Here is a 24744-nt window from a genome sequence, read left to right as displayed (position 1 = left end):
CAATGACAGCCCGCAAGACGCCTTAGCGAGAGTGTTGGCATCGGCGGGAACTTTGAGCCTTAAAGAGGAAAGAATAATGACTGATAAATTCATTAAATCACGTGCGGCGGTGGCTTGGGGTCCAAACCAACCACTAAAAATGGAAGAAGTGGACGTCATGTTGCCACGTAAAGGCGAAGTGCTGGTACGTATTGTTGCAACGGGCGTTTGTCATACTGATGCATTTACTCTTTCTGGCGACGATCCAGAAGGCATTTTCCCATCTATCTTAGGCCATGAAGGTGGCGGTATTGTTGAAATGGTGGGTGAAGGCGTAACCAGCGTAGAAGTCGGTGACCACGTTATTCCACTGTATACCGCTGAATGTGGGAAATGTAAGTTCTGTTTGTCAGGTAAAACCAACCTTTGCCAAGCCGTTCGAGAAACACAAGGCAAAGGCTTAATGCCTGACGGAACGACCCGCTTTTATAAAGATGGTCAGCCGATCTACCACTATATGGGGTGTTCGACGTTTTCTGAGTACACTGTACTGCCAGAAATCTCCTTAGCCAAAGTTAATAAAGAAGCGCCACTTGAAGAAGTTTGTCTGCTTGGTTGTGGTGTTACAACAGGCATGGGTGCGGTATTAAATACGGCGAAAGTACAGCAAGGCGATACTGTGGCCATCTTCGGCTTAGGCGGTATTGGCTTATCAGCCATTATTGGTGCACGCATGGCTGGTGCTAGCCGTATTATTGGTATTGATATCAATGAAAGTAAGTTCGAGTTAGCTCGTCAATTAGGTGCGACCGATTGCATTAATCCGCAGAGCTTTGACAAGCCGATTCAAGAAGTGATTGTTGAGATGACCGATGGTGGCGTTGACTTCTCATTTGAGTGTATTGGCAACGTAAACGTGATGCGCCAAGCATTGGAGTGCTGCCATAAAGGTTGGGGCGAATCGGTCATCATTGGTGTGGCTGGCGCAGGGCAAGAGATCTCAACACGTCCATTCCAGTTAGTGACTGGCCGAGTATGGCGTGGAAGTGCTTTCGGTGGTGTTAAAGGCCGCTCTGAGCTGCCTGAGATCGTTGATCGCTACATGGCGGGTGAATTTGGTTTGCAGGAGTTTATTACTCACACCATGTCACTTGAAGAGATCAACGACGCATTTGAGTTAATGCATAAAGGCGAGAGCATCCGTACTGTTATCCATATGGACAAGTAGTCGCTCACTAGCTAAACCTAAATGACGTACATCCCTCGTTGACAAGGGGCCCATTAGGGCCTCTTTTTTAAACGGTGATCATCACCATGTCGGAGAGTTATATGATTGAGTCTATCAGCAAATCTAAAGTGTTTGGCGGTTGGCATAAACAGTATCAACACATGTCGGCGACGCTAAATAGCTCGATGCGATTTGCTATTTATTTACCCCCTGAGGCCAGCTTCGATAACCCGGTGCCAGTCATGTATTGGTTATCGGGTTTGACCTGTACGGATGAAAATTTCATGCAAAAAGCGGGAGCTTTTCGTGTTGCCGCTGAGTTGGGAATCGCCATTGTCGCGCCAGATACTAGCCCTCGCGGCGACGCTGTGGCTAACGATGAGGCCTATGATCTCGGCCAAGGCGCTGGCTTTTATGTTAATGCGACACAGGCTCCTTGGAAAGCCCATTATCAAATGTATGATTATGTGGTCTCGGAATTGCCGGCATTGATTGAAGAGCACTTTCCTGTTACGGCCATAAAGTCAATTGCAGGGCACAGTATGGGCGGACATGGCGCATTGGTGATCGGCTTAAGAAACCCAGCGAATTACCAGTCTATATCTGCATTTAGTCCTATTAGCCACCCAAGTGTGGTGCCATGGGGACAGAAAGCGCTGACCCATTATTTAGGGGCAAATACCGATGCATGGCAGCAATACGATGCCACCTTATTGCTAAACAGTGGTAAGGCTACACGCCCAATGCTGGTGGATGTGGGTGAAGCTGATCCGTTCTTAGATGAGCAGCTAAAACCAGAACTACTTGCACAGGCGGCTGCGAGTCATGATTCGCCGCTGCAACTAAGAATGCATGCAGGTTATGATCATAGCTACTTCTTTATCTCGAGCTTTATCGATGATCACCTTCGCTTTCATGCTCGCTATCTATTACAGAGCTAAAGCTCTTGCAGGATTCTATCGTATAAAAATGGCGTCAGTTCTTTACTGGCGCTTTTTTTTGGGTTGTCGATTAAGAGCAAAGTCGATTCTTGCCCAGTAATATCGGCTGTAGCCAATAAAAACCCAAATCACCAAGCCCGTTGCTAGCAACACTTCTACCTGCCCCATGTAACTGAGCCAATCCCAGTGAGCATAGTGCTGAGATAACCACACCGAGGTTCTCTCTGTGGCCACTGCGCCAATAACGGAAGGAAAGGTAATCGCAGCAATCGACGGGTGAAAGGGTTGACGGAGCAAGTACGGATAACACAGATAGATAAATACCGTCATGGTGTAGCTTATCCCTGCTAAAGCCCCTGTCAATATCGGGTCTGGATCGGAAAAATTTTGCATGTAAGCCGCAAGCGCTAAGTTTACAGGGGCCGCCATAATCGCCAATGTTGGGCGAGCGGCTTTAGGTAAGCGGCTCGCAAAACAAAGTCGGTAAAGGATAATCGGTAAAATAATGAAATAGAGGGCGATACAGATATGTGCCATCGTTAATGCAAATTCTGTATAGCCCAATTGTGGCCCAGCCAGTGTGCCGCTAATCGCGCCCACCGGATATAAAAACCAGCTAGGGACAATGTTGGTGAGCTTAAATCGTCTGAATTGATGATAGAAAAAAATCAGCATAAAACTATAGTGCATTGTCATGGAGGGATACCATAACCAACGCGCTTGCGTGCCATACACGCCAGATAAATAATCGGATAAGACCAGTAACGACATGGTAATGGGCGCCATTAAGCTGCCATAAAGTGGATGCTTCAGGTCGCGCCATAGCTGGTTCGGCATCACCAAGTATTTGAGGAGTACAGGTGCCAGTAGGCAAGCCCCAAGTGATGTGAATAACGGACGTAAAAGGGCACCATATTCGGGTAAGAATAGCGACCATGCCAATCCAACGCCCATGGTGCCAAGGGCTAAAGCTGCCTGAGCGGTAGGGACGCGACGGACTAAATGTAGAAAATGAGAGAGAATAGCGCTTTTCATTTATACTTATCTGAAATGTAAAGGAAAATATTACCGCGTCGTTAAGTGATGGTCAAAAATTTGTGATGAATGCTGAAAAACAGCAGAAATAAATTTGCCAAAAAGGTAATTCGCGACCATGATTATATTGTAACTTAAATGAGCCATAAAGTTCATCTAGGCTTACGGAGGTTAAGCGTTTCATTGCGTTAATCGTGAGGCTCAGGGTAGGTTACCTTAACAATTTGGTGATACACAGAAAAATAGTGAATGAAGCTATCCCTTATACACGTGCAGCCTGAATGCTAGGCTAGACAACGGCATACTCAACGTAATGAGTGGGATAGCACCCTAGAGAAAGTTCGTTTAACTCAAGCCGCACTTCAACGTGCGGCTTTTCTGTTTTTGGCGAATAAGTAATTGAATTGAACGTCTGTTAATCAACTTGTTTGCATTTGCAGCAGTCGCGCGCTAAATGCTAAAAAAATAGTTTACACCGCTCAGAAGCCCTATTATTATGCGCACCACACGGAGAGATGGCTGAGTGGTTGAAAGCACCGGTCTTGAAAACCGGCATACGTTAATAGCGTATCTAGGGTTCAAATCCCTATCTCTCCGCCACATTCTAAAACGCATTAAGCCCTTGAGTTTCAAGGGCTTTTTCGTATCTGAATATTGCAAACCCTCTATCTTCTCCGATGAGGTGGATCAATGTACCTTTTAAAATCTACAAACGGCTTATATTTTTCTCACGTTTGCACTCCTAAACCCCTTCTAAAGCAGGGCTATCCGTTCGATATAAAAGTCTCGCTCATGACTAAAGACCGTCATGTTGCTATGTCAGCGTAACTTCGATATCGCAGCTTGTATCAAGCAAGCGTTCTTTGCTTGCCAAACTCTGCACCCTATTACTTACAAAGATTTCAAATCCGCGTTTAACCAGCGTATTCAGGCTATCAGAGAGCAGTCTTTCTACATTATCCCGTCTACGCCACTGAGACCAATTCAAAAACCTGTTAGTGCAGAGCCAACTGTTTTCGACGCTGATGTCAATTTTGTGGATGAATTTGAATCTGACCTTCCAGAAGGCATTACTAGCCAAGATGTGCACAGCACTTTTCCGTATCGAGGCAATCTGAAGCTCTCCATTGATAGCAAAAAAGCTTGACGGGTTTATTATTTAACCTGCCATCAACTAGAGTGAGATCCGCCCCAGCAGTTTGGACACGGCGTTAAGTGAGTACAATCACTAACGAGGTGAACTATGACAAACAAGAAAAAAGAACTGCCGCTGAAAATGTAAAATTGAAGCGGCTTCTAGCCGAACAGGCTGAGGAGCTAGAAATCGTAAAAAAAGCCACCTACTTCACCAAGAATCTAAAATAGAACGGTACGAATTTATCCTTGAGCACTTCCTGTATTTCAGCGTTACACGCTTGGCTTCGGTGCTCCAGGTGTCGCGAAGTGGGTTTTATTATTGGTTGAAACATCGCCACAAGACGCCGCCACGTAGAGTTGCCCAGCAAGCACTTGACTCGAAGGTTCATAACGCTTTCAGCGAGAGTAAAGCGCATGATGGTTCGAGGCGCATTCAAAAAGAGTTGGCAGATAATGGTGATGCACACAATATTAAGACGATTTCAGCCAGCATGACCTTAGAGACGTTATGTTCCTTGTAGTTAGCACCATCTCATCTGGATGCGAAGGGTGGTAAGATATTGAATTGTAAGTAAAGATAAACTAGATTGGTTGAGGAAACACAGACCATTTGAACATGGCATTCCACGTCGACATACAATAGCCCATATTTTGCGTTCAGTTGTCGCAGAGTCTTTGCTAGAGGCATAGGCCCTCTGGATTAACGAGCAACGCACGAGTCAACACAAGCCGATCATCGCATTCGATGGAAAAGTGTTGCGTGGCTCATACCGAAATGACAAAAACACAGCGTTACAATTGGTCACTGCCTACGATACTGAACGTGACCTCGTTCTGAGTCAACAGCCTACTGAGAGCAAGAATAGCGAGATCAGCGTTGTATGCCAACTGCTTGATGTTATTAACGTAAAAGGCAGCGTAGACACCTCCTGTTACATAAGCTTTATGTCGCCGATTCACAAATTGTTAGGCCACTATATTCGTCAACATTGGCGTGTTGAAAATAGCCAGCATTACGTTTAGATGTTGTTTAGAGGGTAACTCACGGATCTCGTTAGATGGTACCGTAGAAAATATAGCGTCGTTTAGACGCTTTGTGATGAACATGCTGAAGCAATGTGATTGTGCTGCGCCAAGCCAAAAAGTAAAATTGAAGAAAGCTGGTTGGAACGACGATTATCGTGCTCGAGTCTTCTTTGGGGTATAAATTGATCGAAGTGTGCTTGCCACCTGGCCTTGAGTGCAGACCTTAATGTAGAGAGCAATAATTAAACACTTATGCGGTCACCCTGTTATATTTACTGTGTTGTCAGCCAATATATTGGATAATATGGCAATAGTACATTATTGAAGGAAATATGCGATGAGTAAAAAAATGACCATGGCAGAGATTTCAAGACGGCTTGGGATTTCAACAATGACCGTGTCTCGTTACTTTAATGACGGTTATGTCTCGGCCGAAAATCGCCAAAAAATTGATGCGATCGTCAAAGAAAGTCATTACACCCCTAATATTTTTGCTCGTTCCATTCGTAGCCAATCTAATATTATCGGTTTCGTGGCTCCTCGCATTGAGTCCTATACAACGAGTTTAGTTATTAAAGGGGCGCTGGCTGCTGCCAATGAATCACAAGTACGCATGCTGTTTCACGCCTCAGGGTTTGACCATGAGTCAGAATGCCAAGCTGTGAGAGAGTTTAATGGCTTAAATGCATTGGGCACGATTATTATTGCTTCAAAGCACAGCGTCGAAGAGACTTTTTATCAAACCTTAGACAATGTGTTATTTATTGGCAAAAACACACCCCATCACTGCTGCTTATATTACCCAGATCATGCCGCGATTAAAGCATTAGTATCACAAACCATCACTCAGTTAAAACAGCAGCAGGCACCGCTTGCAGCCGTACATTATATTTATGATGAGCGTATGCTTTCAAGCCGTACTAAATTGATGCAGACAACCATTACTGACACCGTACCTGAGTTGAATTTTTCGTTACAAGCACTGGCCAACTCGGAGCAAAAAAACGGCTACCAAGCCATTCAATTACAGCCCAATAATGTCTATTTTTGTGCCACCGATAATATTGCCATACGTTTATATCGTCGGGCCAAAGAACAGCAATTAAAAATTGGTCATAACTTGTGGATTGTAGGCATGGGAGACTATGACTACAGCGATTTGTTAGTCCCTAGCCTTACTACTGTCGGTTTTAATTATTATCAAGTGGGCTACCAAGCTGTTAAAAAATTGATAAAGCGCGATTTCAGTTCGGTTGAAGGCACATTCGATTTAAAAATGAGAGAGAGCTCACAGTTCCTTTGAAATTACATTGAGTCTAAATAAATTCCATTTAATCTCCTGTGTTAACGATAACACAAGAAGTAGAATTGATGACACGCGCCAATAATATGCACTCAAAACCACTTGCGTGGTGGAAGAAAGCGACCGCCTACCAAATTTATCCCCGTAGTTTTTATGATACAAACCAAGACGGTATTGGTGATATTAAGGGAATCATTGCCAAGCTGGATTATCTAGCTGATTTGGGCGTTGATTTAGTATGGATATGTCCATTTTATGCATCACCGAATGATGATAACGGTTACGATATTAGTGACTATCAAGCCATTCATCCAGACTTTGGAACCCTTGAGGATGTGGATAAATTAATCAATGCTGCTCATGAACGTGGCATTCGCATTATTATGGATTTAGTGATCAACCACACCAGCGATGAGCATCCATGGTTCATCGAGTCTCGAGATAACAAAGATAGCCCTAAGCGTGATTGGTATATTTGGCGTGATGGTTGTGAGCCTACAGCTGAAAAACCGACTTGCGAACCAAATAACTGGGAAAGTATTTTTCATGGAAGTGCATGGGAATATGATAACAAAACTGCACAATATTATTTGCACTTATTTTCTAAAAAACAGCCTGATCTTAACTGGGAAAATCCTGAAGTTAAACAAGCATTATTTAAAATGATTCATTGGTGGTTGGAACGTGGTATTGATGGTTTCCGTGTGGATGCGATTAGCCATATTCAGAAACAAGCTGGTTTACCTTCTTTACCCAATCCAAAGGGTGAAAATTATGTCTCTTCATTTGATTATCACATGAATGTTAAAGGTATTGAGAAGCATCTGTATGAGTTAAAAGAACAGGCGTTTGCGCCCTTTGATATTGTGACAGTTGGTGAGGCAAATGGGGTTACTGCTGACAACGCATTACCTTGGGTTGCCGAAGCTACCGAGCATGATCAAGGTGGTGTTTTTAACATGATTTTTCAGTTTGAACATATGAAACTATGGTCAGAAGAGCAAAGCAACGGGCATTTTGATCTAGTGGAGTTCAAACGCATTTTATCGCGTTGGCAAGATGCATTAGAAGGCAAAGGCTGGAATGCGCTTTATTTAGAGAACCACGATCAAGCTCGTAGTATTGATACCTTTGCTGATCCTGATTATTGGTATGGCAGTGCTACCGCGTTAGCAACGTGTTATTTTTTGATGAAAGGTACTCCGTTTATTTATCAGGGCCAAGAGATCGGCATGGTAAATCATCAGTTTACTTCTCTTAACGACTTTAATGATGTGTCTGCTAGAAATTTAATTCAAAAGTTAACGCAACAAGGGCACAGCGACGAAAATATCTTAGCGTTGTTAAATCAAGTATCCCGTGACCATAGTCGTTTACCAATGCAATGGAGTGGCCAGGACTTTGCCGGTTTTTCCGAGGTGCAACCTTGGTTTTCTGCTAATCAACAGTACGCAGATATCAATGTTGAGCAACAACAGAAAGATCCAAATTCGATTTTGAATTTTTATAAGCAGTTGATTGCTCTACGTAAATCAAATGAAAGCTTAGTGGTTGGCCGCTATCAATTACTGCTACCTAACGATCCTAATATCTATGCTTATCAACGTGTTGCTCAAGATATGACATGGACCATTATTACCAATTTAAGTGCACAAGAGAGCTTCGTTAATATCGACAGTACACTATTAGGGGAGTTAATGCTTGATAACCAAAATATTAATAATGAACACATTCGTTCTGATTTTATAACGACGCAAATAGCCCCCGCTTATGCAGCGTATATATTTGTAAGAAAGCATTAAATTATATTTATGGCAAGGCGTTGATAACGTTTGCCTGTACTTGAATCAAGGAGTTATTTGTGAGTAAGTTACTATCGTTTGATTTTTGGCAACGATTTGGGAAGTCCCTTATCGTTGTTATCGCGGTGATGCCTGCAGCTGGTATCATGATATCACTAGGTAAAGTTGTCGCAATGTATGCGGGTGGTATCGGTGCCATTGAAACACTAGGCGCTATTATGGAAAACATAGGTTGGGGGATCATAGTTAATCTTCACCTATTATTTGCTGTCGCTATTGGTGGCTCATGGGCTAAAGAACGTGCAGGAGGTGCATTTGCCGCTCTGATTGCCTTTATCTTAATCAATCGTATCACTGGGGTTATATTGGGCGTAGATAACGCTATGCTCAGTGATCCAGGGGCGGTTGTGATGAGCTTATTTGGTTCTGAGTTACCTGTCTCTCAATTTTTTACTAATATTTTAGGCGCACCGGCGCTAAATATGGGTGTGTTTATCGGTATTATGTCTGGCTATTTAGGTGCCAACTTATATAACCGTTACTATGATTTCTCTCGGTTACCTGAGGCATTAGCATTTTTCAACGGTAAGCGTTTTGTGCCTTTTATGGTGATTTTCTATTCGGTGTTCATCGCACTTGTTTTATCGATAGTATGGCCTTTAATTCAAGGTGCACTTAATGATTTTGGTCAGTGGATTGCAACCTCTAAAGATACTGCGCCCATCGCGGCTCCTTTCTTGTACGGTACGTTAGAGCGTTTATTATTGCCGTTTGGTTTACATCACACCTTAACCATTCCAATGAATTACACCGAGTTGGGTGGTTCTTACGAGCTTTTGACAGGGGCAAGTGCGGGCTCAAGTGTTTATGGTCAAGATCCATTGTGGCTTGCTTGGGTAAGTGATTTGAATAACCTTAAATTAAGCGATCCGGCAACTTATCAGCATTTATTGGATACTGTGCACCCTGCACGTTTTAAAGCGGGTCAGGTCATTATCGCTGCGTCATCATTGATTGGTATTGGCCTTGCGATGTATCACTGTGTTGATAATGATAAGCGTAAGCAATATAAACCGATGTTTTTATCTGCGTGTCTTGCGGTGTTATTAACCGGCGTGACTGAACCGATTGAATTCATGTTCATGTTTATTGCTCCTGTTTTGTATGTTGCACATGCGCTGTTAACAGGTGTTGCATTTGCATTGGTGGATGTGATGGATCTGCGTGTACATGCCTTTGGTTTGATTGAATTATTCACTCGTATACCGATGATGGTTTCAGCAGGCATCGGTGGTGATTTAATCCGTTTCGCATTGGTTTCTATTGTTTTCTTTGTTGTTAACTACAGCTTATTCCGCTTGCTGATTGTGAAGTTTAAGTTACCAACACCGGGCCGTATGGGTAACTACCTAGATGAAAGTGCAGAAGCCGTATCGGAAGATGAGAAGCTCGACATTATCATTCAGAATTTAGGAGGGCGTGGCAATATTGCTGAGATTGATGCTTGTATGACTCGCTTACGTATTACAGTTAATGATCCGCTATTGGTTGCCGAATATTCGTTATGGAAGCCGACGGGTGCACTTGGAGCTGTGGTTAAAGAACAGGGCGTACAAGTTATTTATGGTCCAGGGGTGGATGTGATTAAATCTAGGTTAATTGAAAAGTTTTCAGCACAACCAGTGTAATCCGTTCTCTATCTTAGATCGAGCAACCTCGAGAAACGCAGCCTTGAAGCTGCGTTTTATCTCAGCAAATTAAATAAGCGAATAATAAATGAAGTTAATGACGCTAAATACCCACAGTTGGCAAGAAGATAAACAGCTAGAAAAGTTGGATATGGTCGCGCAAGCCATTATCGAACAAGGGTGCGATGTGATTGCATTACAAGAAGTTAATCAACATCAAGATAGCCCGGTCGTTGATGACAATATATTAACTAATCACACTGTATTAGCTGATAACTATGGTTATTTATTACAGCAAAAACTTATAGAATACGGTTATCACTACCAACTTACGTGGGATTTCGTTCACCAAAGTTATGAAGTATACCAAGAGGGGCTTGCATTTTTGACGCGACTGCCCATTTTGGAACATGAGGTCATTGACCTAAATGATAACTACGATGTGAGCTTTTGGAAGCATAGGCGATCAGTGCGTATTAAAGTCGCTACTCAACAAGGTGAATTCGATTTTTATAACTGTCATTGTGGGTGGTGGAATGACTCAGATAACCCATTTGAGGATCAGTTCAACCGAATCACGGCAACATTATCAACAGGATTGAGCTTTCTATTAGGTGATTTCAACAACCCAAGCCATATACGCAATGAAGGTTATGATTATGTATTGCAGCGCGGTTTAATTGATTGTTATGAAATGGCAGAAAAAAAAGATGCCGGAATCACTGTGATTAAAAATATTGATGGTTGGGAACAAAATAGCCAGGCGCTACGAATTGATTTGATCCTTAGTAATCAATCGGCGGTGGTAAAGCAGCATCAGGTGATTTTTAATAACGAGTTTTATCCGGTTGTATCGGATCACTTTGGGGTGTTGGTGGAAGTAGAAATTTCTTAATATTTATTAGCTTATCGCAGTTTATATAAATTCTAATACTGACGCTAATCCGGCTAAGTATCTTGTCACTCTTGCTTGTTAAAATAGCGATAGTATACGACTTGACCTTAACGAATATTACTACGCAAAGTCTGACCACCTTATTAAGTTGAATGCGATATATCACATTTGGCATTACTATAAACTATTAAGTATCAGCCCCATGATCCCACGGGGCGAGTATTAATAAGCGAAGTTCTAGGGTAGTAGGAGTCGAGGTCAGCCACTGGTGAATCTTAGCGCAGACCAATCACATACTCAGAGCTTGTATTCTTATCGCCTTCCCCAAAGCGATATCAAGCAAGACGCTGCGTTTTTATCAATATTTAGATTGATTAACTCGCCATAAAAAATGAAAGTTGCTGCATTGAGTTATGAAGGTACGGTACCGATGGATCGTGGCGTATCGGTGAGAGTGATCAAACTTTGTCCTGCGCATTGCGCCAAACTTACCTATCTAACTAGATTATTCGCGCTGGAAAAGGTACAAACGAGAAACATAACAAAATATAAGAGGCGAAAGATCCATGAAGATTGTCGCTGTTACCGCTTGTCCAACAGGGATTGCCCATACCTATATGGCGGCATCTAAATTGCTCAATGCTGCTCAGCAATTGGGTATACAGATGCTGGTAGAGACTCAAGGCGCGATGGGAATTGAAAATCCGCTTAGCAACCAGGATATAGGCAACGCAGATGCCGTTTTGATTGCGTCTGATATTGAGGTTGAACACCGTGCCCGCTTCACTGGCAGCAAGATCCACTGCGTGACTATTGAAGAAGTTTTAATCGATCCCGTTAGTGTGATTAATCGATGTAAATTGCAGCAAGTTTCTGTAGCGTAAGCATAAATGCTTTACCACAGTAATGTCGCACTTAAGTGATAGTCGATAAAGCCGTAGAGAAATAAACCGGTGATCATTGAGTCCTCGAACCATGATCGATTGTGTTCCTGAAGCTCCCTCTTCCCAGAGGGAGCTTTTTTTCTGCGATGATTGGGTTGGTTGCGTTGATGAAGTCACACGAGTCGTGCGTAAGTGGTATAAAATAAATACGCACATGGCGGCATTATTACTATATAATTCGCCACCATATTTTCGTTCGGCATGAGATTACACGTGCAGGTTTTTGCCCTTAACCATCTCGTGTGACTGCGTTGCCGTTTGCTGCAGGAACAAAGAATGTCATTTTCATCACAAAGTTTTTCACCAGAATTAGTGCAGGCACTAACCGAGTGCGGTTATGAAAAACTCACGCCCATTCAGAAGCAAGCCATTCCTCACGCGCGACGTGGTAATGACATTCTGGCTAATGCCCAAACGGGAACAGGTAAAACTGCGGCCTTTTCACTGCCGATTATCCAACAGATACTCGACCAACCAAAGCCGAGAAATCGCTTCAACGTTCGTGCACTTATTTTGGCACCAACTCGCGAGCTGGCTGCGCAGATTGCGAGCAATATTTCTGATTATTGTAAATATACCAATATTCAATCTGCTGCCATTTATGGCGGCACAAAAATGTCGTCGCAAGAGCGTGTGCTTGAAAAAGGCCTTGATATCCTTGTTGCCACGCCGGGCCGGTTGCTTGAGCACATGAGCCTGAATAATGTTTCGTTGGCTAACCTTGAATTCTTAGTGTTTGATGAAGCGGATCGCATGCTCGATATGGGATTCATTTCTGAAATCCGTTCAATCATGGGTGAAGTCCGGACCACGCCGCAAACCATGCTATTTTCAGCAACGTCATCTAGTCAGATGAATACGCTAGCGAATGAGTTATTAAAGAAACCTAAGCGTATTTCGGTGACTCGCGAAAATACGACGGCTGATACGGTGGCACATGTTGTTTATCCAGTTGATGAAGAGCGTAAGCGTGAAATGTTGTCTGAGCTTATTGGTAAGAAAAATTGGCAGCAAGTGCTGGTGTTTGTTAACTATAAGGAAACAGCAAATCAGCTGGTGAATGAGCTAAAGCTTGACGGGATTAAAGCGGTTCTATGCCACGGCGATAAAGCACAAAGTGCACGCCGCCGAGCTCTGGATGAGTTTAAATCTGGTAAGGCACGTGTCATGGTAGCAACCGAAGTGGCTGCGCGAGGCCTAGATATCCAAGGACTTCCTCATGTAGTGAACTACGACATGCCATTCCTTGCTGAAGATTACGTTCACCGCATTGGTCGAACCGGTCGAGCTGGGCAACGCGGTCACGCAGTCTCGTTTGTTAGTCGTGAAGAAGAGCTAACATTAGTACAAATTGAGAACTTAATTGGTCAGCGAATTCATCGTGTTCAATTGGCTGGCTATGAGCCGAAAAGTCGCGATGCGCTTGTGGAGAAGATGAACAGCAAGCCAGAATTTAAAAATCGCAAAGGCCGAACGAATAACCCGAACGACAGTGATCAAGCGTCGGCAGAGCGACGTGCCCGCCTTCGTCGCGCTATTAAAAACAAAGCGACCATTACGTCACTTAAAAAGTAACGTTAAGCACGCACTCTAAGCCGCTGTTTTATAGACAGCGGCTTTTTATTGCCTTTAACTTGGTGAATTCTTCGTAGCACGTCGACTGGTTATACTGTTTGGCGACAACAATGAGAGGATGTATGCAAAAGACCAACAAACTGGCGGAGCGTGTCGCTGCCCTTTTGGGGTTAGACGGGGGTTATACAGTTACGTCGATTCAATCATTGTGGGGTGGCTATGGTGACCTGTGCCGAATTCACTTTGATAACGCTAAACCCGCTTCTGTTATCGTCAAACATATTCAATTGCCTCAACCAAGCCGCCATCCGCGAGGGTGGAATTCGTCGTTGTCTCATCAAAGAAAGCTACGCTCTTATGATGTCGAGCTTACTTGGTATCGAGAGTATGCGCAGCAGTGTCAATCGGCGTTGCCGAGATGCCTGTATGCAGAACACCGCGGGCAAGAGGTGCTATTGATCTTAGAAGATCTGAGCACTAAAGGGTTCCCTCAAACTAATCCGCCAGTCAGCGCAACAGTGATACATACTGTTTTAACATGGTTGGCACATTTTCATGCGCAGTATATGCATCATCTTATATCAGAGCTCTGGTCAACCGGAACCTATTGGCATTTGGCAACGCGCCCGGATGAACTTGCAGCGCTCGCAGACAGCCCACTGAAAAGCGCCGCGAAACAGATTGATACCGTGTTGAGCGAGGCGCCTTTTCAAACCTTGGTGCACGGCGACGCTAAATTGGCCAATTTTTGTTTTACTGAGGATTTATGCTCGGTTGCAGCCGTCGACTTTCAGTACGTTGGGACAGGGTGTGGAATGAAGGACGTTTGCCTCTTCTTCAGCAGTGTTTTTACTTTTACCGAAACGGAGTTGGAGATTGAGGGTTACTTGAATCACTATTTTTCTGCACTAAGGTTGGCATTGGCACACTATCACCCTGACATCAATGGCGCAGCGGTTGAAGAAGCATGGCGCCCATTGTACTTTATTGCCTGGGCGGACTTTCAGCGTTTTGTGAAAGGGTGGTGCCCAGACCACTGGAAGATCAATGCTTACACTGAAAGCGTGACGCGGCGGGCACTGGATATGTTAGCGATTGATGGAAAATGTGGGTAAGATTGCTCGAGTTAAGCCTTGTTTGTTTGAGAAGTAACCACTTGAACTGTTTTATTGCATTCAGGGCTTTACAGTTTTACCAAGCCGCTATATTATGCGTCCCACAACGGAGAGATGGCTGAGTGGTTGAAAGCACCGGTCTTGAAAACCGGCATACGTTAATAGCGTATCTAGGGTTCAAATCCCTATCTCTCCGCCACATTAAGAAAAAAGCCGCTGATAATTCAGCGGCTTTTTTCATATCTAGACCAAGCTAAGTTCCCAATTTGGATTGACTTAGACTATCTATTGAAGGCCTCCTCAAGCATCTACTACACACGCCTATGCTTACCTTAAGTGATACACATGGATGGAAATCCTATTGCTTGCCGGCACAATAAGCTAAGCTTATCGTGGAACTGTTAAGCGCACACTACGCGCTTAATGGTGAGAATAATCGACAAAATAAGAGTAGAGTAACATCACTTGGCTAAAGACTTTTTTTTAAGTATAGATTTAAACTTGTTAAGGACGTTCTCGATATTATTTCAAGAGCTTAATACCAGAAAAGCGGCTGAGCGTCTCTATGTATCACAGCCCGCGATTAGCCAATCTTTACAAAAATTGCGCGCTCAAATTGATGATGAGTTATTTGTAAAAGTACCTAGTGGACTAAAGCCGACCCCATTTGCCATTGAGCTCGCTAAAGATATTGCTCCTTACCTAGATGGCTTATCTAACGTCCTCAATAAAGATCGAACTTTTGATCCGCTTGCGCTTAATTCAACGCTAAGAATTGCGGTGGCTCCAGCTGTGTTGGTCTGCTTATCTGGTTCACTATACAATCACTTTTCCAAAGTAGCACCACACGCGACGCTTGAATTGCTGTCTTGGACAGAAAGCTCAATGAGCAGATTACAAAACGACGAAATTACTTTGGGGGTCACTCTCAAACAAAAGCCAGTGCAGGGCGTTCATATAGAACAAGTGGCCGAACTGGAAGCGAAGGTTATTGTAAATCGTCAACATCCAATTCAAACGGAAACCGTTACACCAAAAGATATGGAGCCCTATCCCATCGCATCAGTGATAACCCCTGGATATAACGACCACTTTATTGAGGCCGCTCTGTTAATGGAAGAGCAAGGCTTGAGCCCTAAAATAGGTTTTCGTTCAGAGTTGGTAATGGCATTGGTTGATGTTGTTGAACAGACTGATTTTTTTATGCCTCATTCAGACCTCTTTCCGATTCATCGTTTTCCATCACTCAAATCAATTACGCCTTTAATTAAAGGCGTTCCATATAAAAATCATATATACGCATACTTTCATATTAAATACCGAGACACGGAGCTGATTAAGTGGTTGGTCGGCGAAGTTCAACACGTTATCGAGCAGGAAAAAAGTAAATAAACGCTTCTCTAATTAATTGGATTTGTGAGGCAATAAGATTTGATTATTAAGGTGTTAAGGTATTTGTATTAGATAAAGCAATATGCATTTAATAAGATGCGTTCATTTCAAGCGGACAATTCACGACAAGGATGTTCGAATCTATACTGAGGTATTAATGAAAACAGCACCGAGCACGCTTATTTTCCTGTCACTTTTTTCTACATCAATATTCGCAAATGGTTTTGAAAGTCAGCATCGTGTAGGCATTGGCTATGCTAGTACGGAAAACCCCAATTGGTTGCAGTATGCAGGGTCAGACTGGGGGGATGGGCTTCGAATTGAATATGGCTATGAGTTTAACCACGTTTTTGGTATCAACTTATCTTATTCTACTAACACGGATAGTCAAAAGCCTAGAGACATAAGCTCTGAGATAGACGGATATAATTTAAAATTTGATACTGATATTGGCCAAAAATTCGACCTTAACGGCTATGCAATAAAACCATATGGAATACTAGGCCTAGCGCGACAGAGAGAAAAAAATATACTAGCCAGTGATAATAATAAACGTAGAGAGTCTTTTAATGATATTAGTTTTATTGTCGGCGCAGGTATTCGGGCTGATATTGGAAACCATATCTACTCAGACTTTAGATTTGATTTCTCGAACTATGATAATACGGATTACAGTACCGTTTCTTGGTCGTTTGGGTATCGCTTCTAGTCTTACGAAAAATTATCGATAAGATGAAAAATGCCACGCACATTTATGTGAGCGGCATTTGGGGATCAGCACTGTTTTGCATTACAGTTAGTAAATTAATACAGTACAGATTGTGCTTTCTCTGAGTCGATGTTGTCTTTAGTCACGTAGACAACACCGGTATCAATGTAAGAAGATACTTTTTCGCCACTGATAATTTGCGAAACCGCTTCAACACCCATGTTACCCATGCCATAAGAAGACTGAACAATCGCACCGTTTAGGACGCCATCACGGATGAACTGTTGGATATCTGCGTTACCGTCAAACGCAACGGCTGCAATTTTGCCAGTGTAACCACGTTGCTGAATTGCGCGAGCCATACCAACTGCGGTGGGCTCGTTAGAGCCAAAAATTCCCACGATATCACTGTTTGACGCTAACACATCAACGGTTTGGTTTAGGGCTGTTACCATATCTGCATTTGAGTAGTATGGGCCGATAACTTCATAACCTGCCGCTTCAATTGTTTCTTGGAAGCCGCCATCACGTTCCATCGCTGAACCAGAGCCTGCGGTGAAACTCATCATGGCCACTTTGCCTTTTTTTCCGTCTAGCAATTTGATCATCTCTTCAGCAGCTAACTTGCCAGCGGCGCGATTATCGGTTGATAGGAATGCTTGGTGATATTTGCCATCATCATTCAAGCCAGAATCAATCAACGCAACTGGAACGCCTTTTTCCCACGCTTTTTTAAGTGCGGGAACCAGAGCGTTTGGGTCTGTTGGTGCAACAACAAGCCCTGCTACACCACGGTTTAGCGCGTTTTGAATCATGTTTACCTGCTCATCCACGGCGGTTTCCGCCGCTGGGCCTTGGAAAGTCACGTTATAGGCAGGAAGCGTTTTAGATGCATCAATCGCCCCCCCTTTTACATTTTGCCAGAAGTTTGAGTTTTCTGTTTTCACCACGACAGCGATTTCTTTTTGTGCAGCGATGGCATCACCTGAGTGCCCAGCAAACATGAACGCGAGACCCAGAGTAGCGATAGTAGCAATTTTATTAACTTTCATATCTTTCACATCCTTCTTGGATTTTGCAGTAGGTTTTTTTACTTTTTTGGTTTGGTGCATACGGTATTGGTCATAGGCGACAGTCGCGATGATGACGCCACCAATGACAACTTGTTGAACAAAGTAGCTTACGCCATTCATATTGAGGCCGTTTCTCAACACACCAATAATGAATGAGCCAATAACGGCGCCGGATACGGTTCCGACTCCGCCCATTAACGAGGTACCCCCCACGACCGCTGACGCGATGGCGTCGAGCTCAGCAGCGACAGAGCCATTCGGCTGTGCTGTGACTAGGCGGCTGGCGATAATCACACCCGCTAAACCAGCAAGGAAGCCAGAGGCGACATAAGCAGCGGTTTTAACTTTGTCGGTGTCGATACCGGATAGGCGAGCCGCCTCTTCATTAGAGCCAATGGCATAGAGGTAACGCCCAAGGCGCATCTTGGTGAGTAGGAAGGCAAAGACGGCAACCACCAGTAGCATCACAATGACGGGGTAAGGGATACCCGCGAATTTCACGATTGGGAATCCATTGTCGCCGATCTCAACCATGCGGAATAACGCACCGTTACCAAGGTAAGAGAAGGATTCTGGCATGCCAGAAACAGGGGCTGCATTGGTAATATATAGCGCCGCACCTCGAGCTATCATCATCATGCCTAAGGTGGCGATGAAAGGGGGGAGGCGAAGTTTAGACACGCATAAGCCACTGAACAAACCGCACAATGCCCCAGTAAGAACGCCGATGGCCATACCAATAGGAACAGGCATGCCAGCGTTGACTGACATCGCAGCGGTAACCCCAGATAATGCCATGACCGAGCCAAGAGAGAGGTCTATTCCTCCGGTTAGGATTGTCAGCATGACACCGATACCAATGATGGTGATCGTTGATGTCTGTAGACCTACCGTCATGAGGTTATCTACGCTAAGAAAGTGTGGGCTAGTAATAGAGAATGCGACGATCAAAGCAAAGAGTCCGCCCAACGATGCTAGTTTCTGAAGCATTTCTTTTTGTTTATCGCTCATCACATTGCCTCCTCATACTGTGGGAACATATTTTTTACTCCTGTTGCATAATGCATTATTTCTTCCTGAGTCGTGGCAGCGGTATCGAGCATGGCTGTCATTACCCCTTCTTTCATAACGATGATCCTGTCGGACATACCTAACACCTCTGGTAGCTCAGACGAAATCATAATGACGCCAATACCTTGCGATGCTAGTTCATCAAGCAATTCGTAGATGGCGTATTTTGCACCAACATCAATACCGCGAGTCGGTTCGTCAAAAATCATGACTTTGGCGTCTCTAAACAGCCATTTACCAATAACAACCTTTTGTTGGTTACCGCCAGACAGGTTGCTGACAAGTTGTTCAACGGTTGGTGTTTTGATATCCATTTTTTTTATGTACTGATTTGCGGCATCGACTTCGGCTTGTTTGGAGATGACACCTAAACTTGAACAGACTTTATCCATGGATGCCATCGTGGTGTTTTCGCGAATGGACATACTGACGGCGACGCCATTGAGTTTTCTGTCTTCAGAAAGGTAAGCAACACCAGCTTTAATGGCATCGGAGGGGGAACGGATGACCTGTTTTTCGCCATGAACAAATAATTCGCCACCTGTCAGTTTGTCGGCACCAAACAGTGCACGAGCGAGCTCGGTGCGCTTGGCGCCAACCAGACCCGTGATAGCAAGCACCTCTCCTTTACGAAGGTCAAAATTTAGTGGTTCGAAAACACCTTCTCGCGTCACATTCATTACAGAGAAGACAAGCTCGTTTTGTATAACGGCTTGTCTCGGAGGGAAATGGTTATCCAGTGTTCTTCCAACCATTTTTGCGATGATCTCATCCATTGAAATTTCGTTGAAACGGTGGTTTGAGACATACTGTCCGTCACGGAAGATGGTGATGTGATCACAAATACGCTTGAGCTCATTCATGCGATGAGAGATATAGACAATGGCGACCCCTTTTTCTTTTAGCTTGTCGACTAATTCAAAAAGCGCATCGATCTCTCTGTCAGTTAACGCTGAAGTTGGCTCATCCATGATAAGTATTTCGACATCGAAGCTCAGAGACTTGGCAATTTCAACCATTTGTTGCTTTGCAACCGATAAGGTATGGACCATGTCGGTGGGCTCTACGTCAATATCGAACATATTGAGTAATTTTTTCGCTTCAGAGCACATGGTTTTGTAATCGATCAACCCGTTCTTTAGCGGCTCTCTAGCAAAAAAGATATTTTCAGCGACAGATAGGTGGGGGATTAAGTTTAACTCCTGGAAGATCATTGAGATCCCAGCATTTTGTGCATCTAAAACCGAGTCAAATGCAACAGGTTCCCCTTTATATTGAATGTGCCCTTCATCTGCTTGGTGCACGCCAATCAACACTTTCATCAGTGTTGATTTTCCAGCGCCGTTTTCACCCATCAAGGCGTGGACTTCTCCTGGCCTAAGTTGGATCTTGACGTCTTGTAAGGCTTGTACGCCAGTGAAAGCTTTGGAGATTCCACTCATTGTGAGTATTGGACGGCTCATAATGGTTCCTTGGCAATTGAATGATAGTTACGTCAGCATGTAGATTGTTAGCGGTGTGTCGAAGACCAATTTCGTGTGACCGCTGGTTAAATATTATACGTCACTCCTTTCGGATGGTAACGAAAGCTTACGAATATCAGGGGTTGATCACATATTAAAGGGTATTTTTAATTTCAGTGAAATTGCTGTATAGCGATATCTATTGAGTGATGTGTTTGTTTATGCCTTTGTATTTGATGGCTTTTTGTATTTGTATAGCAGGGTTTATGCTGTCACGTATTATGTGTGTGCCGATGGTATGACTGAACTCAGTTATTCGCGTTCTTTCAAATGATTACGATTAGGCGAGTGGACGCCTAATCGTGAGTTTGGGTTTAACGGAATTGGGCCATATAGTTATCAACGGTATCGTGATATTGAGCGCTGAGCTCTTTGTATGAGGCGACATTTGACGGGTTGGGTGATACTGTTTTGCTCGCGTCAACAGTGATGGACTCACGACAAATCGTGGAGATGTCGGTTTCTTGATATTGATTTTCATATGCCCAACAAGCTTGAAGTGCTGCACCGATTGCGGCTGCCTCAGAGGATTGTGGTGTCCAAAGAGGTAGATTGAGCATATCTGCTATCATTTGTCGCCAAGCGGCACTCTTCGCCCCGCCACCAATTACACAGGCGTTTTCACAAGCGATTCCAGCGTCTTGGAGCACATTAGCCGCGCGTTGCAATTTAAAGGTTACACCTTCGACAGTGGCTTTGAAGAGATTTGTTGGCGATAAGTTGTTGGCAGTGATACCCAGTATCGCTCCGTTGGCATTGGGTACATTCGGTAGGCGGGCTCCATTAAAGAAGGGTAAGCAAAGCATTCCGTCAGCGCCGATTGGACTGGCGTTTAACATTTGGTCGAATTCACCAATGTCTTTATTGATCAAGTTTAATACTTGGTTGTTGGCAGTCGTAAGATTCATGGTACTGGCTAAGGGAAGGTAGCCATTACTAGATGAACAAAAGGCATTGAGGTCTGGGTGTATTTTACTGTCGATTTGCTGATGACAATGAGAAAATACGGTGCCAGACGTGCCCAAACTCAAAGTGAGTTGCCCAGTATCGATATTGCCAGTGCCTATCGCGGCCATCATGTTATCACCGCCACCACTTGATACGATAACGTCGTTATTCAAACCAAGTTGCTGTGCAATATTGGGGGTTATTTTGGCAACGACGTCTTTTGAATCGATAACCTCGGGGAGATCTAGTTGGTTGTGGATGCCGATGAGTTTTAGTAAATCTTGATTGATTGACTTAGATCGTGTGTCGAACCAGCCAGAGCCTGACGCGTCGCCCGGTTCAATGGTAAACCTTCCAGTAAGACGCCAATTTAGATAATCATGTGGCAGCATGATCTTACGAATCTTTTGATAACTCGCTTGATCGTTTTTTTTCACCCAAAGCAGCTTACCAATCGTATACGCGACAGGAACCTGAATACCGATACTATCGACAAAATTTAGCTCATTCGATGTTTGAAAATCAGAGAATACGTCATGAGGACGGTTGTCGCACCACAACAGCGCATCACGGATCACATTATCATTTTCATCAAGTAACACTAGGCCATGTTGTTGGCCCGAAACGCCAATGCCTTTTATGGCAGCTTTGTGATGTTCAATTCCGTTGAAGGCGAGTTGGATAGAGGTAACTAATGCTTCGAACCATGCATTAGGGCTTTGTTCTCTTTGTCCAACCAGTTTCATTATCGTGGTATGCGGGGTGTAACCTTGACCAATAATCTGGTCATCTTGCCATACAATGGCTTTCGTTCCTTGAGTGCCACAATCGATACCAATATACATTTGCTGTCCTTTCTAATTTATTCAATTTGTGATCTAAGACAAAAAAATAAGCATAACTCGTCAAAACTCGAAACTTTCGATTGATATTATAGGTGTATGATACATAAAATCATAAGTATTCGAAAGGTTGTTCGTAAGTTTAAGCAACTAAATTAATCCAAAGGTAATGAGATGCTTAGTATTGCTGTTAAATCGAATAATAAACTTGAGGTTGTACAAACTTCCAAACCGGCTTTGAAGGAAAGTTCGGTAATTGTGAAGGTGCACGTCTCGGGGTTATGCGGTTCTGACTTACCAAGAATTTTTGCTTCTGGAGCGCACTTTTATCCTATTGTCTTAGGCCATGAATTTGCGGGTGAAGTGGTTGAAGTCGGTGAAAACGTAACATCACTAAACGTTGGTGATCGCATTGCTTGCGCCCCACTGGTTCCTTGTGGAGAGTGCCCTCAATGCGAACGAGGACGTTATAGTCTTTGTAAGGACTACGACTTTATTGGTTCTCGAGTTCAGGGTGGAAATGCTGAATTCGTCGAGGTGCCAGAAAAGTGCTGCTTTGTGCTTGATGATACTGTCTCTTCCCTTCAAGGCGCTTTCTTTGAGCCTTTAACTGTCAGCCTGCATCCGATTCTGATGGCGGGAGGCGTCGAAGGTAAGGATGTGGTGATTATTGGTGTTGGAACGATAGGCTTACTCGCTGTTCAAGCAGTGAAAGCGATGGGGGCTGCGACTGTCACAGCGATTGATATCAGTAAAGAAAAGCTTTTGAAGGCTAAACAGTTAGGGGCTGACTACTGCTTTAACTCTCTGGATGAAGATATTGCAGAGCAAATGGCATTAGTGAGGTTTGCTGGAGAGCAACAGTTTATTTTGGAGACGGCAGGCAGCGTTGCATCGGTGAAGCAGTGCCTGAACGTAGCTAGTCCTCGCGCTAATATTGCCTTAATTGGTACGTTACATAATGACTTCACTCTAACTCACCAAGAGTTTGGTCAGATCCTACGTAAAGAATTGCACCTATTTGGTAGTTGGATGAATTACTCGGCACCTTACCCTGGAAAGGAGTGGCAACTGGCGCGGGATCTCTTCTCGAAAGACCTTATTGACATAGAAGCACTCGTGGATGGCATGTATGAACCAGACGAGTTCATCAAGCGCGTTGAATCGCTGAAGGGTAACAGCCCTGATGGCAAAATATTGTTAAAGTGGAGCTAAGAGAATGACCCTTATTCATACCAAATATTTATTGGAACGCGCCCAAAAGCACGGTTATGCGGTTCCTGCTTTTAATATTCATAATCTTGAATCTGTTCATTGTGTGCTCGATACTGCAAAAGAGATGGGCTCGCCAGTCATTTTAGCCGGGACTCCCTCAACTTATCAATATGCGGGCACGCCGGAGTTGGTGGCGCTGGTGGAGGCCGCAGCGAGAGATCGTTCAATGCAAGTTGCCCTTCATCTTGATCACCACACCTCGTTTGATGATATTGAATATAAAGTACAAGCTGGTATTCGTTCTGCAATGTTTGATGGATCCCATTTTCCGCTAGAAGAGAACATTTTGATGACGAGACGGGTGGTTGAAATGTGTCACCGCTATGGCGTCACTGTGGAAGCTGAATTGGGTCAGCTCGTAGGTCAAGAAGATGACCTTATTATTGACACCGTAGATGAACCTTATACCGACCCAACCCAAGCCGCAGAGTTTGTTGAGCGTACAGGGGTTGACTCGTTAGCGATAGCAATTGGTACGGCGCATGGTCTTTATAAAGAAACTCCCAAATTAGATTTTGAGCGACTGGCGACCATTGCTAGTCGGGTGTCTATTCCGTTGGTGTTGCACGGCGCTTCAGGTGTTCCTGGGCTTGATGTATCTCGCTGTGTCTCTATGGGGATATGTAAAGTGAACGTTGCTACAGAGCTTAAAATTGCCTATGCAGATACATTGAAGCAGGTGTTTACGCAAGATCCAAGTGTTAATGACCCAAGGATTTATAACATCGAAGCCAAAAAAGCGATGGCGCAAGTGATAATGAAGAAGATCGATATTTGCGGAAGTGCAGGACAGATTTAAGGAGTTCGTTATGTTAAAAAACGTAAACCCGATTATTGAACCGGAATTGCTCTATACCCTGGCTAAGATGGGCCATGGGGATGAGATCGTGTTCTCGGATATCCACTTTCCTGCTTATTCTTGTGGTGAGTTTGTGCTGCAAGCGCGTGGGTGTGAAGTCTCTGAATTAGTCGAGGCGGTGATGCCACTGATTGAGCTTGATCAGTACGTTCCGGATAAGGTTGTTATGATGGCGACGGTTGGAAGTGATGAGCATCCTCCTGGTTTAATTGAAGAATATTCATCGAAGCTGCCAGCAAATACCGAGATCTCATTTATTGATAAACTTGCTTTTTATGAGCGAGCGAAGAGTGCAAAGTGTATTGTCGTTACGGGCACAACCAGGAAGTATGGCAATATCATTTTAAAAAAAGGCGTGACCCCTACGTTGTAAACATTGACGAT

The 24744-nt window shown here is 43.9% G+C and carries 19 protein-coding genes, 2 tRNA genes and 2 pseudogenes; 19 read left to right on the top strand and 4 right to left on the bottom strand.

Translation table 11 applies throughout. From position 1 onward, the window contains the following. Positions 1–76 precede the first annotated feature (76 nt). Both ACKLNH_RS11825 and fghA read left to right on the top strand, forming a co-directional pair. A complete protein-coding gene (locus tag ACKLNH_RS11825) occupies positions 77–1207 on the top strand; it encodes an S-(hydroxymethyl)glutathione dehydrogenase/class III alcohol dehydrogenase (protein WP_413112460.1) in 1131 nt (376 codons plus the stop codon). A gap of 101 nt (positions 1208–1308) precedes the next feature. After that, positions 1309–2148 carry an S-formylglutathione hydrolase gene (gene fghA, locus ACKLNH_RS11820; RefSeq protein WP_413112459.1) on the top strand — a complete coding sequence of 280 codons (840 nt, stop codon included), beginning with the start codon at positions 1309–1311 and terminating at the stop codon, positions 2146–2148. A 42-nt stretch (positions 2149–2190) separates the two neighbouring features. On the opposite strand, the gene ACKLNH_RS11815 is transcribed toward fghA, so the two are convergent. After that, entirely contained in the window at positions 2191–3183 is a 993-nt protein-coding gene (locus ACKLNH_RS11815; RefSeq protein ID WP_413112458.1) for a TDT family transporter, read from the bottom strand. A 509-nt stretch (positions 3184–3692) separates the two neighbouring features. On the opposite strand from ACKLNH_RS11815, the gene ACKLNH_RS11810 reads away from it, so the two are divergent. From ACKLNH_RS11810 to ACKLNH_RS11745, 14 genes and pseudogenes are all read left to right on the top strand, one after another. Then, positions 3693–3783: transfer RNA gene (locus ACKLNH_RS11810), tRNA-Ser, on the top strand. Positions 3784–3991: 208 nt separating this feature from the next. After that, a complete protein-coding gene (locus ACKLNH_RS11805; RefSeq protein WP_413112457.1) occupies positions 3992–4330 on the top strand; it encodes a hypothetical protein in 339 nt (112 codons plus the stop codon). A 113-nt stretch (positions 4331–4443) separates the two neighbouring features. After that, positions 4444–4829, top strand: a pseudogene (locus tag ACKLNH_RS11800) (IS3 family transposase); the annotation flags it as partial. Continuing rightward, positions 4808–5527: pseudogene (locus ACKLNH_RS11795) on the top strand (ISAs1 family transposase); the annotation flags it as partial. The pseudogenes ACKLNH_RS11800 and ACKLNH_RS11795, both read left to right, overlap by 22 nt. Positions 5528–5683: 156 nt before the next feature. Further along, positions 5684–6649: a LacI family DNA-binding transcriptional regulator gene (locus ACKLNH_RS11790; protein ID WP_413112456.1), complete on the top strand. Its 966-nt coding sequence runs from the start codon at positions 5684–5686 to the stop codon at positions 6647–6649. A gap of 68 nt (positions 6650–6717) precedes the next feature. Further along, complete coding sequence (locus ACKLNH_RS11785) at positions 6718–8451, top strand: glycoside hydrolase family 13 protein (RefSeq protein WP_413112582.1); 1734 nt, start codon at positions 6718–6720, stop codon at positions 8449–8451. Positions 8452–8510: 59 nt separating this feature from the next. After that, positions 8511–10139 carry a PTS transporter subunit IIBC gene (locus tag ACKLNH_RS11780; protein WP_413112455.1) on the top strand — a complete coding sequence of 543 codons (1629 nt, stop codon included), beginning with the start codon at positions 8511–8513 and terminating at the stop codon, positions 10137–10139. 88 nt (positions 10140–10227) lie between these two features. Further along, a complete protein-coding gene (locus ACKLNH_RS11775; RefSeq protein ID WP_413112454.1) occupies positions 10228–11034 on the top strand; it encodes an endonuclease/exonuclease/phosphatase family protein in 807 nt (268 codons plus the stop codon). A gap of 566 nt (positions 11035–11600) precedes the next feature. Then, entirely contained in the window at positions 11601–11918 is a 318-nt protein-coding gene (locus ACKLNH_RS11770) for a PTS fructose transporter subunit IIB (RefSeq protein ID WP_413112453.1), read from the top strand. Positions 11919–12254: 336 nt separating this feature from the next. Next, on the top strand, positions 12255–13553 hold the full coding sequence (locus tag ACKLNH_RS11765; protein ID WP_413112452.1) for a DEAD/DEAH box helicase: 1299 nt from the start codon (positions 12255–12257) through the stop codon (positions 13551–13553). 122 nt (positions 13554–13675) lie between these two features. Beyond that, entirely contained in the window at positions 13676–14668 is a 993-nt protein-coding gene (locus ACKLNH_RS11760; RefSeq protein ID WP_413112451.1) for a phosphotransferase, read from the top strand. 108 nt (positions 14669–14776) lie between these two features. After that, positions 14777–14867: transfer RNA gene (locus ACKLNH_RS11755), tRNA-Ser, on the top strand. A gap of 302 nt (positions 14868–15169) precedes the next feature. Next, on the top strand, positions 15170–16060 hold the full coding sequence (locus tag ACKLNH_RS11750; protein ID WP_413112450.1) for a LysR family transcriptional regulator: 891 nt from the start codon (positions 15170–15172) through the stop codon (positions 16058–16060). A gap of 157 nt (positions 16061–16217) precedes the next feature. After that, positions 16218–16769, top strand: coding sequence for a porin family protein (locus ACKLNH_RS11745; protein WP_413112449.1), 552 nt, complete (start codon positions 16218–16220; stop codon positions 16767–16769). Between the two features lie 95 nt (positions 16770–16864). Here the strand turns inward: ACKLNH_RS11745 and ACKLNH_RS11740 are convergent, their stop codons facing one another. The 3 genes from ACKLNH_RS11740 to xylB all read right to left on the bottom strand — a co-directional run bounded on the left by ACKLNH_RS11740 (position 16865) and on the right by xylB (position 22229). Continuing rightward, a complete protein-coding gene (locus ACKLNH_RS11740) occupies positions 16865–18853 on the bottom strand; it encodes a substrate-binding domain-containing protein (protein WP_413112448.1) in 1989 nt (662 codons plus the stop codon). Next, positions 18853–20376, bottom strand: coding sequence for a sugar ABC transporter ATP-binding protein (locus tag ACKLNH_RS11735; RefSeq protein ID WP_413112447.1), 1524 nt, complete (start codon positions 20374–20376; stop codon positions 18853–18855). Before ACKLNH_RS11735 ends, ACKLNH_RS11740 begins: the two co-directional genes overlap by 1 nt. A 374-nt stretch (positions 20377–20750) precedes the next feature. Beyond that, positions 20751–22229 (bottom strand): xylulokinase, encoded by a 1479-nt coding sequence (xylB, locus tag ACKLNH_RS11730; RefSeq protein ID WP_413112446.1) that lies wholly within the window; start codon positions 22227–22229, stop codon positions 20751–20753. 171 nt (positions 22230–22400) lie between these two features. Between xylB and ACKLNH_RS11725 the strand changes: the two genes are divergently transcribed. The 3 genes from ACKLNH_RS11725 to fucU are packed head-to-tail and all read left to right on the top strand — an operon-like array spanning position 22401 to position 24733. Continuing rightward, positions 22401–23441: an alcohol dehydrogenase catalytic domain-containing protein gene (locus tag ACKLNH_RS11725; RefSeq protein WP_413112445.1), complete on the top strand. Its 1041-nt coding sequence runs from the start codon at positions 22401–22403 to the stop codon at positions 23439–23441. Between the two features lie 4 nt (positions 23442–23445). Further along, positions 23446–24300: a tagatose-bisphosphate aldolase subunit GatY gene (gene gatY, locus ACKLNH_RS11720; RefSeq protein ID WP_413112444.1), complete on the top strand. Its 855-nt coding sequence runs from the start codon at positions 23446–23448 to the stop codon at positions 24298–24300. Positions 24301–24310: 10 nt separating this feature from the next. After that, positions 24311–24733, top strand: a complete 423-nt coding sequence (fucU, locus tag ACKLNH_RS11715) for an L-fucose mutarotase (protein ID WP_413112443.1) — start codon at positions 24311–24313, stop codon at positions 24731–24733. Positions 24734–24744 lie beyond the last annotated feature (11 nt).

The sequence above is a fragment of the Thaumasiovibrio clandestinus genome, assembly GCF_047250365.1.
Classification (GTDB): domain Bacteria; phylum Pseudomonadota; class Gammaproteobacteria; order Enterobacterales; family Vibrionaceae; genus Thaumasiovibrio.
Note: the sequence above shows the minus strand (reverse complement) of the source record. Positions and strands in the feature narration are given on the sequence as shown.

Excerpts from the sequence above, each read along its gene's own strand:
- ACKLNH_RS11825 (WP_413112460.1), top strand. The coding sequence starts at position 77 with ATGACTGATAAATTCATTAAATCACGTGCGGCGGTGGCTTGGGGTCCA.
- fghA (WP_413112459.1), top strand. The coding sequence starts at position 1,309 with ATGATTGAGTCTATCAGCAAATCTAAAGTGTTTGGCGGTTGGCATAAA.
- ACKLNH_RS11815 (WP_413112458.1), bottom strand. The coding sequence starts at position 3,183 with ATGAAAAGCGCTATTCTCTCTCATTTTCTACATTTAGTCCGTCGCGTC.
- ACKLNH_RS11805 (WP_413112457.1), top strand. The coding sequence starts at position 3,992 with ATGTTGCTATGTCAGCGTAACTTCGATATCGCAGCTTGTATCAAGCAA.
- ACKLNH_RS11790 (WP_413112456.1), top strand. The coding sequence starts at position 5,684 with ATGAGTAAAAAAATGACCATGGCAGAGATTTCAAGACGGCTTGGGATT.
- ACKLNH_RS11785 (WP_413112582.1), top strand. The coding sequence starts at position 6,718 with ATGACACGCGCCAATAATATGCACTCAAAACCACTTGCGTGGTGGAAG.
- ACKLNH_RS11775 (WP_413112454.1), top strand. The coding sequence starts at position 10,228 with ATGAAGTTAATGACGCTAAATACCCACAGTTGGCAAGAAGATAAACAG.
- ACKLNH_RS11770 (WP_413112453.1), top strand. The coding sequence starts at position 11,601 with ATGAAGATTGTCGCTGTTACCGCTTGTCCAACAGGGATTGCCCATACC.
- ACKLNH_RS11765 (WP_413112452.1), top strand. The coding sequence starts at position 12,255 with ATGTCATTTTCATCACAAAGTTTTTCACCAGAATTAGTGCAGGCACTA.
- ACKLNH_RS11760 (WP_413112451.1), top strand. The coding sequence starts at position 13,676 with ATGCAAAAGACCAACAAACTGGCGGAGCGTGTCGCTGCCCTTTTGGGG.
- ACKLNH_RS11745 (WP_413112449.1), top strand. The coding sequence starts at position 16,218 with ATGAAAACAGCACCGAGCACGCTTATTTTCCTGTCACTTTTTTCTACA.
- ACKLNH_RS11740 (WP_413112448.1), bottom strand. The coding sequence starts at position 18,853 with ATGAGCGATAAACAAAAAGAAATGCTTCAGAAACTAGCATCGTTGGGC.
- ACKLNH_RS11735 (WP_413112447.1), bottom strand. The coding sequence starts at position 20,376 with ATGAGCCGTCCAATACTCACAATGAGTGGAATCTCCAAAGCTTTCACT.
- xylB (WP_413112446.1), bottom strand. The coding sequence starts at position 22,229 with ATGTATATTGGTATCGATTGTGGCACTCAAGGAACGAAAGCCATTGTA.
- ACKLNH_RS11725 (WP_413112445.1), top strand. The coding sequence starts at position 22,401 with ATGCTTAGTATTGCTGTTAAATCGAATAATAAACTTGAGGTTGTACAA.
- gatY (WP_413112444.1), top strand. The coding sequence starts at position 23,446 with ATGACCCTTATTCATACCAAATATTTATTGGAACGCGCCCAAAAGCAC.
- fucU (WP_413112443.1), top strand. The coding sequence starts at position 24,311 with ATGTTAAAAAACGTAAACCCGATTATTGAACCGGAATTGCTCTATACC.